The sequence below is a fragment of the Microtetraspora sp. AC03309 genome, from assembly GCF_020826795.1.
GTDB lineage: Bacteria > Actinomycetota > Actinomycetes > Streptosporangiales > Streptosporangiaceae > Microtetraspora > Microtetraspora glauca.
This window is the reverse complement of record NZ_JADDIL010000123.1, coordinates 1-16,592: the sequence shown is the minus strand read 5'-3', so window position 1 is coordinate 16,592 and position 16,592 is coordinate 1. Positions and strand designations below refer to the sequence as shown.

9 protein-coding genes are annotated in these 16,592 nt (G+C 62.1%); 2 read left to right on the top strand and 7 right to left on the bottom strand.

Features of this window, described 5'->3' with window-relative positions; translation table 11 throughout:
• Positions 1 to 565 precede the first annotated feature (565 nt).
• A complete protein-coding gene (locus IMZ11_RS40125; protein WP_228648394.1) occupies positions 566 to 1,078 on the top strand; it encodes a hypothetical protein in 513 nt (170 codons plus the stop codon).
• A gap of 652 nt (positions 1,079 to 1,730) precedes the next feature.
• The gene (locus IMZ11_RS40120; RefSeq protein WP_228648392.1) at positions 1,731 to 2,813 is read left to right on the top strand and encodes an SAVED domain-containing protein; all 1,083 of its coding nucleotides are present in this window, start codon (positions 1,731 to 1,733) and stop codon (positions 2,811 to 2,813) included.
• Between the two features lie 39 nt (positions 2,814 to 2,852).
• On the opposite strand, the gene IMZ11_RS40115 is transcribed toward IMZ11_RS40120, so the two are convergent.
• The 7 genes from IMZ11_RS40115 to rmuC form a co-directional block, all read right to left on the bottom strand.
• Positions 2,853 to 4,610, bottom strand: a complete 1,758-nt coding sequence (locus IMZ11_RS40115; RefSeq protein WP_228648390.1) for a ThiF family adenylyltransferase — start codon at positions 4,608 to 4,610, stop codon at positions 2,853 to 2,855.
• On the bottom strand, positions 4,607 to 5,602 hold the full coding sequence (locus IMZ11_RS40110) for a cyclic GMP-AMP synthase DncV-like nucleotidyltransferase (protein WP_228648388.1): 996 nt from the start codon (positions 5,600 to 5,602) through the stop codon (positions 4,607 to 4,609). The genes IMZ11_RS40115 and IMZ11_RS40110 overlap by 4 nt, the downstream gene beginning before the upstream one ends.
• Before the next feature lie 159 nt (positions 5,603 to 5,761).
• Positions 5,762 to 8,971, bottom strand: a complete 3,210-nt coding sequence (locus IMZ11_RS40105) for a type I restriction endonuclease subunit R (RefSeq protein ID WP_228648386.1) — start codon at positions 8,969 to 8,971, stop codon at positions 5,762 to 5,764.
• A complete protein-coding gene (locus tag IMZ11_RS40100; protein WP_228648384.1) occupies positions 8,968 to 10,251 on the bottom strand; it encodes a restriction endonuclease subunit S in 1,284 nt (427 codons plus the stop codon). Before IMZ11_RS40100 ends, IMZ11_RS40105 begins: the two co-directional genes overlap by 4 nt.
• Complete coding sequence (locus IMZ11_RS40095; protein ID WP_228648382.1) at positions 10,244 to 11,878, bottom strand: class I SAM-dependent DNA methyltransferase; 1,635 nt, start codon at positions 11,876 to 11,878, stop codon at positions 10,244 to 10,246. Before IMZ11_RS40095 ends, IMZ11_RS40100 begins: the two co-directional genes overlap by 8 nt.
• Positions 11,879 to 11,891: 13 nt before the next feature.
• Positions 11,892 to 13,946, bottom strand: coding sequence for an N-6 DNA methylase (locus IMZ11_RS40090; protein WP_228648380.1), 2,055 nt, complete (start codon positions 13,944 to 13,946; stop codon positions 11,892 to 11,894).
• A 115-nt stretch (positions 13,947 to 14,061) separates the two neighbouring features.
• A complete protein-coding gene (gene rmuC, locus IMZ11_RS40085) occupies positions 14,062 to 15,669 on the bottom strand; it encodes a DNA recombination protein RmuC (RefSeq protein ID WP_228648377.1) in 1,608 nt (535 codons plus the stop codon).
• Between the last annotated feature and the right edge of the window lie 923 nt (positions 15,670 to 16,592).

The following is a 16,592-nucleotide window of genomic DNA, read 5'->3' as shown; positions in this document are numbered from 1 at the left end:
GGGCGGCTGGTTCCAGGGGGTGGGTGGCACCGGCGGATGCATGGCGGTCATGCTACTGCGGTCCTGATTTTTCGGGATCTGTTCGGGCGCGGTGTCCCACCGCATCCGAGCAACCATCGAACAACCACCGGCATATCTGACGCTAGGACCAGCTGCGTGGAATCCCGATTGGTCGCGTTCCCCAATCGAGGTGACCTGTCGGATCAGCCGGGCCGGACCGTCGTTCGTCGTATTCAACGACAAGAACCATCAGACACCCACCAGAAATTCTGCTGCAGTTAGTTACGGTGATCTTCCAGGCCGGGGCACGGCACGCTGAGTGAGATTGAGAATGTCTGTTAGCGATATCGAAGGCATGTCTCCGAACCTCGACGGCGCCGCCTGGTCGCCGTGCAGAACCTTGATGGCCACCCAGGTGCCGTTCTCGGCGTACGCCTCGTAGACACACCCGACGGGAACTTTAGATGCTTCAACCGCCGGATAAGTTCTGGCGAAAGACTGTAGTTTTCTCCACACTCGAAAGTCATTGACGCCCACGTACAGGCGCCCCATAAGATCACCGACCGTGATCATGGCTATCGCGCTCAGCGCATCTCTGATAACTACCGGCCTCCCCGCTCATGCTTCGGCCAAGACGGTGTCCTTCCGGGGTTTCTCCATTCAGGTTCCGAGCACCTGGCGGACCAAGGCCGAGGGCTCCAGCCTGCGCGTCATCACCGGCGCCTGCTCCAAGCAGGCCACCGAGTGCAAGGGTTTCCTCCTCGGCGGCCCTGACGAGGTGAAATACGGCCACGAGGGCGGCCCGTACCAGGTCGGCCAGCTCTACCACCCCAGCAGCGGGGTGATGGAGTGCGTGCCCGACAAGAAGCACACGGAGGGCGAGGCCAAGCTGGTCAGCAGCCGGAACGTGTCCTTCGGCGGGAAGCCTGCGCGCTACAACCAGTTCACGGTGTCGTGCGACACCGGACTCTCCTACACCCAGCGGGTCTGGTACATGAAGTCCAAGAAGGTCATCGTCGTCGACCACTGGAAGACGCCGGGCCTGCCGTCCATCCTCCGTCAGGCCATCTGGAAGTAGGGCAAGCCACCCGATCTGCCGACTGGACGGCAGATCGGGCGGTGCTGGGGCGCATCCCGCACGGTGGGCGTGGGGTAGGAGGCGGTCACCGTCCGTCGCGCGCAGCCACGACCTGTACGCGCTTCACCACCTGATCGCCCAGCGGTTCGTGGACATCGAAAGGATCAACAGCGCCGGCGCCTCGCCCGAGGAGGCGACTCTCATCCTCGCCGCCGGGTTGGCCACCAAATAAAGAAAGCCCAGGTCAGATGAACTGAACTGGGCTTTCTCGCTGGTGCGCCGCCAGGGACTCGAACCCCGGACCCGCTGATTAAGAGTCAGCGGTTCCCCCTGTCACCCCATGCCGGCCACCGCCACGCCGCGCCGATTGATGCCGACCTGTATGGTCGTCGCCCGATTTGAGTGCCACTCAGTGCCAGCCCCTGCCGCCGTGTTCCACGGCATCCGAGCAACCACCGAGCAACCGGGCGCTGGCCTACGCTGGCCAACAGCCCAATGGCGTAGGCGGAGAGAGGCGAGCATGGCACGGGTGAACGGTGCAGGGGCAGCTGATGGGAAGAGGAAGTCCATTCCCGAGAAGGTTCGCCTTGAGGTCTGGGTCCGCGGTGGTGGCCGCTGCGCCATTTGCAATCGCTACCTGTTGGACGGAGGCATGACCGAGCGGACCATTCGGTTGGGGGAACTAGCCCACATTGTCGGCCAGCAGAAGACCCCAGGATCGCCTCGAGGCGAGCACGACCTCGAAGAGCGTGACACTGCGGATAATCTAATGCTGGTCTGTGCTGACGAGCACGACGAGGTCGACGCGCGAGAGACCCTCAATATTTTCACTGTCGAAAAGCTGCAAAGAATCAAGCAAGCCCACGAGGACAGGATCCGGCACGTCACTGGGATCGCCGCCGATAATACGACCACCGTGCTCCGGATGGTGGGCCGAGTAAGGGGCCGGGAGGTCGAGCTGACCCGGCAGACGGCTGCTGCTGCAGTGATCGCCTCCGCCGACCGCTTCCCCTTGTTCCTGGAGTCCTACTCGCGGCACGGTCTCGAAATCGACCTACGCCATGTACTGGGCGAAGCAAAGATTGATCTTCGCGATGTTCCTGGTGAAGAGACGGCAGGGCGGGACTATTACCGGATGGCCACGGACGTCATCAACGACGTGATCGAGCATCAGCTCAACCGAGGCCTAGCCCGCGATCAGATCGCGCATCTGAGTGTGTTCGGCTTCGCCCGTCTGCCTTTGCTGGTCTACCTCGGTGCTCACCTCGACGACACCGTGCCGACGGACATTTACCAGCGTCATCGTCACGACGAGACCTGGAAGTGGTCCGACGATGCGCCGAAGGTCGCCTTCAATGTCCATGTTGACCGCGATGAGCCGCCCACTGACGAGGCTGTACTCATCCTGAACATCTCGGGAACCATCCAGCCCGAAGAGCTACCTGCCCGTCTTGGCCAGCTGCGGCGCTACAGGATTAGCCCGATCAATGCTGCCGCGGCCCCAGATGTGATGCGCCATCGGGGTTCTCTCGCCAACTTCCAGAACACTGTACGATCACTGTTTTCCAACATTGAGGCCAGCTCGAAGGAAATTCGGTGCCTGCATGTCATGCCTGCTCTACCGCTGTCGGCGGCCGTGAGCCTGGGGCGTGTCCACGATCGGCAAGTACATCCAAAGCTAAGGATCTATGACCGGACTCCTACCGGTTATCATTGCGCTCTGGAGATCAGCTGAATCTCACTAGCCAAACGGATGATCGACCACGCACGGAACCTACGTGGTGTGAGCGATGAAATGGTGGTGGGGGCCACCACCAGCATGGGGCAGGGCGATGAGGTGCGTGCCTGAGGCCGGAATAGACAAGTGCATGCCCAGAAAGGTCACCAAGGTCGCGGCCACGGCGGCAAGATCGGCCGAGGATCCGTGAAACGTGGGGACAGAGCAACCGCGAGTTGGCACCAGTTCGTCCCCGTCAAGCACGTTTCGCCATAGTGCGTGATACAGCTCGAGATTCTGGTTGGCGAGAACTGATTCACCAGTCTGCTTGTCTATGCTGAGCGGTCCTTCACCATATCCGGGACCTGAGACGGTCAGGATTCCCAGCGTGCCGGTTCGTGTGTCTGTCGCGACTTGGGCGAGAGTCGCCGTACGGCCTGAGAGCGCCGCCAAGAGCTCCAAACGTTGGCCCACGGCGACACTAACAGTCGCATCAATGACGACATCTACACTCATCACGACCTTATCCGCGTGCATCGGCAGCGTGTCATCGGCAACATCGATGACTACATCGTCACTGATCGCTCGCAGACGTTGCCCCAGAGCTGCAACCTTTGTCTTTCCCACGTCCGTCTCAACATAGTTCTGCCGTACAAGAAGCCCGCCAGTGACGGCGCCCGGGTCACACAGGGTGATATGCGCAGCACCGGCCCGTGTGACGAACTCAGCAATCCATGAGCCGATACCTCCGCACCCCCAGATATGCACGCGCTTGCCCTGAAAGCTGTTCACGGGCCGGCTGTCATCCCTGCGCGTAGTGACTGCAGGTCGTTCGTCTGACACTCGGCACCACTCGATCTGGAGGTCTGGGCTCACAGCAGCCGGGTCGATTCTGATCATGGAAGCATGTTGCTTCGCGAGCCGACGTAATACGTTTGCGGCCGAGGCAGGGATTCTGGCCCCCAACAGGTGGGGTGGGCCACCAGCCGGATGCGGAACGGCGAGAACGAGGTACTGCGGCATGTCACGGGGATTCTTGGCCGCACTGGCTGCAAGGGCCGTCAATACGGCGGGTGATTGAGGAATGTGACGAGGAGTATAGCCAGCGGGGCTACCAAGAAACGGGTCGTCGAGACGCTTGAGCACCTCCGCAAGAGTGTCCCCAGCGCCAAACGGTAAAGCGGTCTCCACCGTGATGACCGGCAGGCGCATACCGCTCTGGATCCGCCGCGGATCATAAGTGAGATCAAGTCGATATTCCGACCGAGGAATCAGGTAGCCAACCTGCATCTTCTTGAAAGGCCCCGGCTCCCGAATGACAAGAGTCGGGGTGCCCGGAGACCAGTGAAGTACACCACCCACAGCGTGATACATAGCCGTTGAGGCATCGAACCGATCGCTTATTGCATCAGAGAGCCAGGACCACAGGCGGTTGAGGCACGACCGGATGCCCCCACCGACCGGGTCCCATTCACGGGAAGGATCAAGGTAGATGCACAGCCGATAGCCTTGCAGTACATGCGGGTAGCCGGCAAAGCGTAGATGCTCGACCTCGACACGTGGGGGATGAAGGGGGGACGGTGGGATCCAGAGGACAAATTGCTCTTGTCTCTGGAGTCGGAGGCCAGTATCACGCGAGGAAAGCTCACTGGTCTGCAACTGCAGGATGATGCCGACGTTGCCCTCCGAGTCCCGGATCAGTTCTCCGATGAGACGCAGATCGTCCGGTTGCTGTACTGAAATACTGCGGAGGTCGGAGAGGGCGTGCTTCTGCCAGGCTGTCAGTTCTGCTCTCCTGGGTTTGCGCCTGATCACCCCGCGCGTCCCGACCGCCCCACCGTCGTTGTGGCGGCACCTATACCCGTCGGAAACTTCGAGCCGTTTGACTGGCTCTCCGGGGCTTTGAAGCCATCGCCGAAGAGAGCCCGCCACAACCGAACACTGGTCTCCTTGTTCGGCTCGACGTATGCGGCCTTGATATCCGCAGCGTGCGCATGGACGCGGTCACGAAAGTACGAGTACGTTGTCTGATCCCATCGGTGATCGAACGTCACCCCGGACCCCGAGGGGTCCGGAACCGATGGCTTCGCAACGTTGGCCTGTAGATATGCGTCAAGGTCGCTGATGATGTGCAGGAGCGCGGTCGGCACGTTGCCGTAGTAGCCGGGATCCGTGAGTTTCTTGATTGGGTCGACCCGATTTCCCAGCAGCGTGGTGAGGATGATGGATCGCGTCCCGGTGAAGGAGTTCTTATGGTCGCGAAGGTACTTGAAAAGGCGGATGACCTTACGGAGGTTCCCGTCAGCGACGTTGTCCTGGGTGTGCATCCAAGACGTAAACCCCTCTGGATTGGTGTTCTCCCAGATGTTGGCGTCCCGATTGACGATGACGTCGCGACCGTCGCCGAGTTGGACATACGGGACGATGTCAACGTGCATCGAGTTCTTGTAGACCAGCCGTACGCACCGGCACTTTCGCATATGGGGCATGTCCTTGTAGATACTGTGCCGGTGCAAGGCTGCGTAGACCTCGTTGATATATGTTTTGGGATCGTTAGCCCATTCCGATTTCTCCTTCATGAGGAGCAGGAAGTCGGCATCGAATTCGTTGTCACCCACGGGGCTGATGATTGTTTGATGCGCCCACGAGCCCTGTGGGATCTTGTCCAGCACCAAGGAACCGATCTTGTCGTCGGCCTTGAGCGCCCGGTAGATGGCCCCCACTCGATCGTCGAGTAGGTCGAGCTTGAACCGACCCAGGTTTACGGTGTCCCTAAGAAGTACATTGAAGTGGTCGGCAAGCTGCATAGCCATCCCTTCGAGCTGCAGTACCTACCGCAAAAGATGCGGACCGTGGCATCCGGATCACGATGGCCAGGAGTGTAGGGGTTGGCTCCGACAATCTTCCGGGACAGCGTGCACTCCCGAAGGCCGCCACCGTCCGGCATATGCCAGCAACGCCCTCCGTCATGGTGTCCCGGGGGCCCATTCGTTGGCGAAGGTCTCCATCTGCTTGATGACGAGTTCGACGGCCTCTCGCTCCTCCTCGGGCGGGTAGTCGAACCTGGCCAGCAGACGCCGGACACGGCTGCGAAGCTTCGCACGGACGGGCTCGCGGGACAGCCAGTCGACGCTCAGGTTCTGCCGAATGTCGGCCACCAAGGCGCGTGCAATCTCGGCGAGCGTGTCGTCTCCCATGACGGCCTTAGCGATTCCGTGGCTGGCCACCGCGTCGTAGAAGGCGAGTTCAGCAACATTGAGCGGCGGGTCGAAACGCTCACCGCGCCGAGCGTCTGCCGATACTTCCTTGGCCATAGCGACCAGTTCGGCGATCAGTTCGGCGCTGGTGAGCTGTTGCCGCATATAGCGGATCATCAGGTCTTCGAGCCGCTCAGCGAAGCTCTCCCGACGGATGATGTTGTGCCGGGTCACTTCACGCATCTTCTGCTCAATCAGCCGGCGGAGCGCTTCGGCGGCCAGATGCGGAGTCTCGGAGTTCTGCATCCTGCGCAGGTGCTCGTCATTGAGCTGGGTGATGTCCAAGTGCCCAATGCCCGCCTCGGCGTACAGGTCGGTGATCTCGGCGGCATCGACAACGGAGGCCGCCAGTTGGGACAGGTAGAGGCTGACCTCAGCCGCAAGCGGCTTTCCGCTGGCTTCACGGTCGGCGGCGTCCAGCTTGACGATCCAGGCACGTACCTCGGCGAAGAAGGCGACATCTCTCCGAAGTGCCTCCAGGTTGTCGAATCGTTCGGCGATGTCACGGCTCATCGCGCACAGCCGATAGAAGCGCTCCAGCCTGGTGGCGCGCTCCTTAAACCGACCTGAGAGGCTCTTCTGGTCCGGCTCGACCTTGTTTCCAGGGGTGCGGGGGTCACGAAGGTAGTTGGCTACCATCCGTAGGGCCCTTATGCGAGGACGAGGGACGGAGGTATCCGCGAGAAATCGCCGCCAGTCGATGCCTGACAGCAAGCCGCAGATGATCGAGTGCTCGTTGCCGACCTCTGTGATGGCCCGCTCGATGTCCCGTCCTAGAGTCTGGTCGTTCTGATCGTTGGGGCTGTACTCCTCGAGTGCGTTCTTGAGGTTGTCAGTGAGCGGCGCGTATCCGACGAGCAGCCCCTCCTGCTTGCCGCGGAACCTGCGGTTGACCCGGGCCAGTGCCTGCATCAGGCTCGCACCCTGCATCGGGCGGTCCATGTACAGGGTGTGGATCGGCGGGGCATCGTAGCCAGTGAGCAACATCGAGTGCACGACGAGCAGCTCAAGCTCGTCGTCGATGTCTTTGGCTCGCGCCTGGACGACCTTGTGCTGGGACGGGCGGAGGGCATGAGCCTTCAAGTGTTCAGGGTCGGACGGGTCGCTATGAAAAACGATCTTCATCTTGCCCTTGTCCACGGCCTCGGCCACCCAGTGGGGCCGCACTTCCTTGATCGCGTCGTAGAGCCGGACGCAGACCTCACGGCTGACACAGACAACCATGGCCTTGCCTGGGCCGCCGAGCTGTGGGCGCATCAGCTCCGACCGCTGCTCCCAGTGCGCGACCAGGTCCGCGGCGAGCGTCCTGATCCGGTCAGGCGCGCCGTACACGTTGGTCATGTGCGCGGCGTACTGCATAGCCCGGCGACGCTCGGCGTCGTCCAAATCGGCAGTCAGCGCGTCGGCCTGTTGGTCAATCGTTTCGGGGTCCACACCTGGCGGCAGGGAGACAGGAATGAGCCGTGGCTCGTGATAGACGCGGACGGTAGCCCCGTCGTCTACAGCCCGCTTGAGATCGTAGATGTCGATGTATGGGCCGAACACCTCACGGGTGTTGGCCTCGGCCGTGGAGACGGGCGTCCCGGTAAAGGCGATCAGCGTCGCGTACGGCAGCGCGCCCCGCAAGTGACGGGCGTAGCCATTCAGGTTGTCATAGTGGCTGCGGTGCGCCTCGTCGACCATAACCAGGATGTTGCGGCGGTCAGACAGCAGCGGGTGATCCTCGCCGGACTCTCGCTCCTCTTTCGTACGCCCGAACTTCTGGAGCGTGGTGAAGATGATCCCTCCGGTGCGGCGGCGGGTCAGCTCGGCCCGGAGCTCCTCGCGGGTTTGCACCTGAATCGGTTCTTGTCCGAGAAGCCCTTGGCTGTCCTGGAAGGTGCCAAAGAGCTGGTCGTCGAGATCGTTGCGATCAGTGATGACAACGATCGTCGGGTTGTTGAGTGCGGGCTGACGCGAAACCATTGCCGCCGTGCACACCATCTCCTCGGACTTGCCTGACCCCTGGGTGTGCCAGACCACCCCCGCCTGGCCGTTGCTGCGGGACGCCTCCACGATGGCTTCGACGGCCTTGGTCACCGCGTGATATTGGTGCGGCTTGGCGATGCGCTTGCCGGACGGGGTGAAGTTGACGAAGTGGCCGGCAAGGTGAAGGAACCGGCACAGGGCGAACAGGCCATGCAGGGCGAGGAACAACGCCTCCACACCGTCATGGTCGGGTGCGTTCGTGTCTACCCGATCGCCATCGTCGTTGAGGTTCCAAGGGGCGAAGTGCTCGTACGGGGTGAACGGCGTGCCGTACTTAGCGGTGACCCCATCCGAGATCAGGCAGAGCACGTTGTAGCGGAACGCCACTGGGAACTCGTCGGCGTACGTCTGCAGCTGGGCGTGGGCATCCTTGAGCGTGGCATGCTCGTCGGCGGCGCTCTTCAACTCGATCACTGCGAGCGGCAGGCCGTTGACGTAAAGGACGACGTCGAAGCGGCGCTCCTTCTCCCCGTCGATCACCGTGACTTGGTTTACCGCGTGATAGGCGTTCGCGTTCGGGTTACGCAGATCGACCAGGCGGACAGTCGGCGTGATCTCCGCGCCGAACTCATCGGTGTAGGTGAGTCGAATGCCGGAGGTGAGGTGCTCGTGGGCAAGCCGGTTCTCCGGAAGTGCCTCCCGCGACTTGGGAGTCGTCGCGATCGTCATCGCCTCGCGTACGGCCGGCGGCGGCAGCTCGGGGTTGAGCCGCTCGATCGCGGCCCTCAGTTCGTCCCGGAGGATCAGGTCGTCCCACGTCGCTCGGCCACCAGACCCGGGGGCGACATCCTTGCCCGCCTTCGGACCCCAAGAGAGCTCGGCGAGCTCGTCCAAGGCCAGGTGCTCCCAGTCAGCCTCGGTCATCTTGCCGTCGTTCCTCTTGGTGGTCATACGGCGCCCTCGACGATCCGCTCCGCGTCCCGGACGCGAAGCCTCCCAGACATGAGCTCAGGAAGAAGGATGTCGCGCAGCGCGACCAGAGAACGGTTCTCATGCATACGCTCGGCAATACAAGCGTGCAGTGAATCGAGCATGGCCGACAGTCGGGGCCGATCCTCCCGAGGAGGAAGTCTGATCGGCCATAGCGGAAGTTCCTTAATCGGGATCCTATCTACCGTAGCGCCATGAACCGCTCGCTTCTTAATCTCGGCTTGAAACTCCCGACTAAGATAGGCGTGCAACAAAAGTGCTCCGCTGATCTGACTCCCCTTCGAGCGAATCAACCCCATGCGCCGTCCAAGACATGCGCGAATCTGAGGCAACATTAGTGCAGCCTCTCCCAAGCGCGTCTCATACGAGAACAGAACATCATCAGCGTGGGGCTGTATACGCTTTGTCCATCTCAGAAAGTCTTCCTCACCTAGATGCGCAGACTCGTTCAGATCGAGCAAACCATCTCTGAGGCTACTAATGCTCAGAAACCAAGGTCCTTCTTCCGTCTTATACGGTGTAGCGTGCGGCCCATCGAATATTTCGGCGATATCACCCAACCTTACTGTATCAACCGCCACAATGGCCTCGAATGTATTCGTAGCCAAAAGAATGGAAGTGGAAGCTATGCGGTCGTTGACCGCGATCTTATCATCAAGTGATCGTAGTATTGCTGCGATGGCATCCTGTTCTGCCCGGTCCGGCATACAGACATGGAAGGCCTTCGCCTCGGGGTAGTAGACCGTCTGATGAGTAGTTCCATGCGCAAAGCGCTGCACCGACTTCTGTTCAGACATGAATACGTAGTGAAGGTACGCTGGCGAGAGTTCGGGACCACAGACCCAATTAACAAAGTCCTGACTCGTCGCCATCGGGATACCCATCGTGACTACGTATCCAACAGAGGCGGTACGCGACAGGCAGACCGTTCCAGCTGGAAGCAGCCTTGCCGAGGAATTAGCCAATCCGGATTCCGTAATCGACTGGAATGTCGACGTGATCACTTTCCCGTGATTTCCAGTAGCATCACGTATTCCTATCCAGGCAATATTGCCACCCCAATATTCGGGTTTCCGGCGACTCGGTGTGTGACCGCTTTCGAGCCGGGCGATGTCCGATAGCTTGACCCACCTGAACCCAGGAGCTGTAGGCGTCTGCGGGTTGCCAACGCTCAACGCCCCCTGGCCTGGTATAATCCCAGCAGTAGCGTCACGCCCCCCGGTTCGCGTTTCACTAGCCATTGATCCTCCCGAGCTGCTCGCGCACTACCGCATCCAGGCGTGAGGACTCGTCGAAGTACTCGAAGAGGTCCTTCGTCAACCGGGCGATGCGGTCCTCCACCGGTTCGGCGTCGGGATCCTCCTCGACTTCTGCCGCGCCGACGTAGCGCCCAGGCGTGAGAATGAAGTCGTGCTTGCGGATCTCTGCCAGGGCCGCGGAGTAGCAGAATCCGGGCACGTCCTCGTACTTGATGCACTTGTCCTTGGCGGACTTGGTACCGCGCCAGGCGTGATAGGTGTCGGCGACCTTGGCGAGGTCTTCATCAGTGAAGATTCGCTCGGTGCGATCGACCATGGTGCCGATATTCCGCGCGTCGATGAAGAGCACTTCACCCCTTCGGTCGGTAAGTGCCTTGCCTCCCTGCGGAGTCTTGTCTTTGACAAAGAACCACAAGCAGGCGGGAATCGCGGTCGAGCGGAAGAGATTGCCAGGCAGGGCCACCATGCAGGCGACCAGATCGGCCTCGACCAGCGCGGCACGGATCTCGCCTTCCCCGTTCTGCTTGGAGGCCATCGAGCCGTTGGCGAGGACCACGCCCGCAGTGCCGCGCTCGCCTAGCTTAGAGATGATGTGCTGGAGCCAGGCGTAGTTGGCGTTTTGCTGCGGTGGCACGCCGTACACCCAGCGCTTGTCCTTCTCCTTCCGCCACCACTCCGACATGTTGAATGGAGGGTTGGCCATGATGAAGTCGGCCTTGAGGTCGGGCAGTTTGTCGTCGGCAAAGGTGTCTGCCCAGCGCGTGCCGATGCCCTTGGGGTCGATGCCGTGAATGGCGAGGTTCATCTTCGCCAGCCGCCAGGTGCGCTCGTTAGCCTCCTGGCCATAGATGGCGATGTCGTCACTGTGGTCTCGTCCAGCGTGAGCAACGACGAACTTGCTGGCCTGGACGAACATGCCGCCCGAACCGCAGCATGGGTCGTACACGCGCCCCTCGTACGGCTCAAGGATCTCCACCAGCAGCCGTACCACGCTCGCCGGCGTGTAGAACTCCCCCGCACGCTTGCCTTCAGCGCGGGCGAACCTCTCCAAAAAATACTCGTAGACCTCGCCTAGCACGTCTCGCGCGGGACGGTCGCCGTGGCCGGTGAAGCGAGCGTCGCTGATCAGGTCGACGAGTTCCTTTAGGCGCCGCTGGTCGACGTTGTCCCGGTTGAAGATCAGCGGGAGAACTCCGGTGAGCGCCGGGTTCTCCTTCATCACGGCGCTCATCGCGTCGTCGAGGAGCTTGCCGACGCCGCCTTCCGCGCTCGCGGCCTTTTCGGCGATGTAATCCCAGCGGGCGGTCGAGGGAACCCAGAAGACGTTCTTCTCGGTGTACTCGTCCTTCTCTTCAAGAAACGCGGCGCGGCGATGCTCGGGGATCTCCGCGAGCTCGGGGTCAGCGGCGAGTTCAGCGCGCCGCTCAGCGAAGGCGTCCGAGACGTACTTGAGGAAGACCAGCCCGAGGACGAACTCCTTGTACTGAGCCGCGTCCATGGAGCCGCGGAGCTTGTCGGCGGCCTTCCACAGGATGTCCTGGATCTCCTTGGTGCTGGAGATGCCGGGGAGTTCACCCTGCCCGGCGGCTGCGCGCTTGCGTGGCGGCATCGTTTCCTCTTCTCTAGTGCTCAGTGATGATCAAAGTCCCGTCGGCGAAGCCGGCGACGGTCAAGTTGTGAATCTCGGCGAGTTCGTTCTGCTGGGCGCGAAGCAGGCTCTGCCGTACATCGATGTCGGTGAGGAGGGCGTCGAGGCGCTCGCCATCCGCCGGGTCCAGGTCGGGAATGGTGAGGTCCTCGATCCGGATCGCACGGACCGCACCGGGCCTGCGATCGGTGTTCCTGGCCGCCGCGACCAGCGCGGCCAGGACTCGCGGAGTGAGTGGGCCTCCGGCTTCGGCGACGACGCGAAGTGCCCGCGCGGGAAAGGCGACTACGGAAAAGCCCTCGTGATCGACCATCAGGGCGAACCGGGGTGAGGTGGTGTAGAGAATGTCGCCCGGCTCGGTCAGAGCGGCGTACTCGTAGGTGGCTGCGAACGCCATGCGGTCGATCTTGCGACTGCCGATGGGGTTCGCGCCGGTGACCTCCTCGGGACCGAGCACGGTGTGGTGGCCTTCCCGCTGTACATGCCGTGGGTCGATGCGGTGCCCCTTGACCTTCAAGAGTCGGCCATCTGCGATGAGCGCGCCCACAGTGGTGAGCGGCGCGAGTGAGCCGATGCGGCGTACAACGTTACCCCGCACCCGACCATGGGTTTCGCCGTATTGCTGAGCTAGGAGGGCGGCACGATCCAGGCGCCCCTCAGCTTCGGCGATCAGCGCGGGGCGTTCGGTGACCGTACGCGCCAGGACCTGGGACTGCGGCAGCCCGGGCGGGGTGAGCGCTCCACCGAACTCCGCATCGAGTTGCGCGATGGGTACGGCATGGCCGTAGCGGGGGTCGTGTCCGTCGAAACGCCGATATCCCTCGGCACGCCACAGCAGGATGTCTTCGGCGAGCCGGGCACGCACACGTTCGCTGAGGGTTTCGGCGCTGATGTCGCAGAGCAGCACATAACCTCGCGCGGCCTTGATCGGAGCACGCGTCATGACCCACAGGGCTGCTCGGTAGCCAGGTCGGTAAGGGATCACGCCCCCGGAGAGATTGACGATGGCCTCCACGATGCCGCTGCGCAGCAGGGCCGAGCGAAGCTGCGCCTCTTCAGTACCGGTGAGCTGATCAACGAGCACGTCAGCGGGACCGATGACGACGGCGGTGCACCCAGGGCCGAGGAGATCGCTTACCCGCTCGACCTCGGCCAGGGTGGCCAATACGGACCGGACTTCACCGGGCCTATAAGGCAGCTGCGTGACAATGAGGTCCGGGTCGGCCAGCCCCTCCTCTAGGTCGGTGCCGACCTGGACGTCGAGCGCGTGCTCGACGATGCCGGCCAGCAGTAGCCGGCGCCGGGCAAGCCGGGCGAGCCAGTCCACCCGCTCGGCCGCGAACGCCACAATGCCATCGGTCTGGTCCGTCTGCTTGATAAGAGCGATGAGGAGGTCCCCCGCTTCGGCGTACGGGTCCGCGATCGCGATACGGCTCTTTTTCCTCAGGCGGGAGGGCAGGTCGGTGACCTCAGTGATCAGGCGTAGCAGTTCCGGAGTGGGAAGGGACGCGGCGAGTTCGTCGAGGCCGATTCGGGAACGAGCAGCCAACAGCCACTCGTAGGCATTGCCCGGGGTGTAGGCGGCCTCTACGAGGTTGTCGGCCAGATGTGCCAACGTCAGAGCGGACGAATCCGCGCCTCGGAGTTCGCGCAGCACGAACTCGTCCTCGATGTCCATGCGCTCGGCTCTGCGCAGCAGCTCCGACCATGACGTGGTGCCAGACTCGGTGAGGAGTGGCCGTTCGACAAGCTGACGCAGGCAGAGCAGACTCCCTGCGATCTCAACGAGCCTGCGCGGGCCGAACTGAGTGGCATAAGCCGCGATGCTGTAGAGGGCCATCTCCTCACGGATTTGGGCACCGGAGGCGTTTCCGAGGCTCTTGTCTGCGAGCCATCGCACCACCTCGGCGCCTCTGAAAAGGGGCTTGCTGTGGCCGGTGGCGGCAGGGGCGGGAAAGTCAGGGTAGCGCCGTCGCCAGGTGCTGACGACCGGCCTCTCCACCCTGGCGAGCCTGGCGATTTCCGTCATGGACATCAATGGTGAGTGCGAGACCGCCACATCGGCACCTCCCCTCCTTAATCACTCAAGAATGTAGATGGAAGATCCACCCTTGGGCCACCGGATTGGTTGATAACCCTGGTTATCAACTAACAGCCGAGTCAGAATCGGAAGCAGGGCCGGCCGAGGGTGCGGGGAGCGCCCTGACTGCACGTTCTGCCATAGCCGACTCGATCAGCTCAGGGCTGCCAAGGGGGCGCGTGGACTGCTCCGCGGCGTGGATCTCGACTAGCTGGCTCTCTACGACCTTGAGGGTCTGGAACTTACGCGCGGTGACGAAGACCCGGCCCTCCATGGAGCCCACGGTCTCGTTGTATGCCTTAACCGACCGGTCCAGCGCGCCGCCGAGCCTGCTGAGGTGTCCGCCCATAACCGACAGCCGCTCATACAGCTCCCGGCCAAGCTCGTAGACCTCCTTGAGGTTGTCCTGCAGCGCTGCCTGAGTCCAAGCAAACGCGATCGTTCGAAGCATGGCGATCAGCGACGTCGGCGTCGCGATCAGCACCTGCTTGAAGGCCGCGTACTCCAGAAGAGACGGGTCATGGTCAAGTGCCGGCTGAAGAAAAGCGTCGCTGGGCACGAACAACACCACGAACTCCGGTGAGCCCGCGACCTTACGGAAGTACTCCTTGCTACTAAGGGCGTCCACATGCTTGCGCAGGTGCTTGGCATGGTCAGCCCAATACTTCTTCGCCTCGACCTCATCTGCCGCCTCGATCGCCGCCATGAACGCGGCCATCGGCACCTTGGCATCCACCACGACGTGCTTGCCCCCGGACAGATGGACCACCATGTCAGGCCGGAGCGCGGTCTCCATGTCGGCGACGTGGACTTGGAGATCGAAATCGCAGTGTTCAACCATGCCGGCCAGCTCGGCGGCCCGCTGGAGGTGCATCTCTCCCCACTGTCCGCGCACCTGCGGCTTCTTGAGCGCCTCCACCAGGTTGCGGGTCTCCTTACGGGTCCTGACCCCCTCTTCCGTCAAAGTCGTTAGCTGCTGGTCCAGCTTTGCGTCGGCTGCCACGCGGGTGGTGCTGAACTCCTTGAGCTGCTTGTCCATCTGGGCCAAGTGCTCCTGCACGGGCTTACTAACCGCACTCAGCGTCGCCTCGGCCTTGGTGACCAGCTCCGCCTGGGACTTCTCAAGCATCTCGTCCGTAGCGGCGCGGAGTGACTCCTCGAGGAGCCGGTTGTTCTCGTCGCGGGTCTGATCGAGCTCCTTGCGGACCGCCTCCAGCGCCGTGGCCTGCTCCTGCAGGCCCTGCTTCTGCGCGGTCAGCTCGCTGAGCTGTTCCTTGGTCTCCTGAATCTCTTCACGAAGCCGAGCCCCCGTGGCTTCGAGCTTCGTGTTTTCCAGTCGCGTCTCGTGGAGCTGGCGCTCAGCCTGCTCGGATCGGTCCTGTGCCGTGGTGAGAGCCACCTTGAGGTGCTCGGTTTCGACCTCCTTGCGCTGCTGGTCGACACGGGCTGTCTTCAGCTCCGTCTCGAGGCTGCCGAGTCGTTCATCCAAGAACCGGCGGTCGGTGAGCGCGGTGGTGTACGCGCGCTCGAGGTCGGCGAGCTTCTCCCGAACCTCGTTTCGTTCCGAGCGGAGCTCGTCCACCTGCTCCTGAGCATGACGCTGCTGCTCTTGCGCGATCTTCATTTCCGCCCGATCGCTGTCAGCGCGGCTACGGGCGACCAGGTAGCCCATCAGAGCTGCGATAGCAGCAATAAAGAGAGTAAGTACGGTTGCCACGGGGGTCCTAATCAGTTTTAGCGAGTCGCCTTGCGGCAGACTCGGTGGTTGGTAGCCGTCCGGTGGGTGAGCACTTGAGGTTCCTGGACTTGGAGTCCTGCCGAAAGACAGTGCCCCCGCTGGTTGGCCGGGAGAGTTGATCGCTTCGGATGTACCGCATCGGTCTGCAGAGCGTAAGACCGGTCGAGGAAGACGCGGTTGCTGGAGTGGCGACGTTTCCCAGGGGGAACTAGCATCCCAGCAGGACCAACCGTAGAACGTCTTTGTCTTTAAGGCGGGCGCTTTTCCGATAACCCCCCTTATCAAGCACATCAGGCCCGATGTCCACGTATCGACCAGAACCCGAAACGGGACGTTCGAGATGCCAACGGAGTTGCAAAACGGGCCAGAGCACCTATTTCGACCAGGCTCCAGTCGTATCGGCTCCGGGCGTCAGTGCAGCCCGTCTTAGGCATGATCCTTCTAGACGAATCCGGCAGAACATGATTTTGCTGCACGAAAGGCGCGAAGCGTCAGTGGCTGACACGAGCGAGGCCCGCTTGACCGGGTGCCAGCGCGAGCACCTACCAAGTACTGACGGCGAACGGGTGCGGAGATGCACTTCCTCGCCTCTTGACAGTGCTGGCCGACCTGCCCCTATGGCAATCTGTACGGCGGACCCCGACAACAGGCACCACTTGTAGTGGTGCGCCTCACTTCGACTTGCGGACGAGCAAACAGGCTGCGCAGGCCGACAGCGGTTCCATTGCCTCCGACAACCGAACGCATGAGAACACGCGAGCGGGGCTCTGAAGAATCCGGCTGCGCCCAATGACGTTTTCTCAGTGACTGTCAGCTGATCCTTCTGTGTTCGAAATGGACGAGAACGAGGGCGGCCC

Excerpts from the sequence above, each read along its gene's own strand:
- rmuC (WP_228648377.1), bottom strand. The coding sequence starts at position 15,669 with ATGGGCTACCTGGTCGCCCGTAGCCGCGCTGACAGCGATCGGGCGGAA.
- IMZ11_RS40090 (WP_228648380.1), bottom strand. The coding sequence starts at position 13,946 with ATGACGGAAATCGCCAGGCTCGCCAGGGTGGAGAGGCCGGTCGTCAGC.
- IMZ11_RS40100 (WP_228648384.1), bottom strand. The coding sequence starts at position 10,251 with ATGGCTAGTGAAACGCGAACCGGGGGGCGTGACGCTACTGCTGGGATT.
- IMZ11_RS40110 (WP_228648388.1), bottom strand. The coding sequence starts at position 5,602 with ATGCAGCTTGCCGACCACTTCAATGTACTTCTTAGGGACACCGTAAAC.
- IMZ11_RS40095 (WP_228648382.1), bottom strand. The coding sequence starts at position 11,878 with ATGCCGCCACGCAAGCGCGCAGCCGCCGGGCAGGGTGAACTCCCCGGC.
- IMZ11_RS40120 (WP_228648392.1), top strand. The coding sequence starts at position 1,731 with ATGACCGAGCGGACCATTCGGTTGGGGGAACTAGCCCACATTGTCGGC.
- IMZ11_RS40105 (WP_228648386.1), bottom strand. The coding sequence starts at position 8,971 with ATGACCACCAAGAGGAACGACGGCAAGATGACCGAGGCTGACTGGGAG.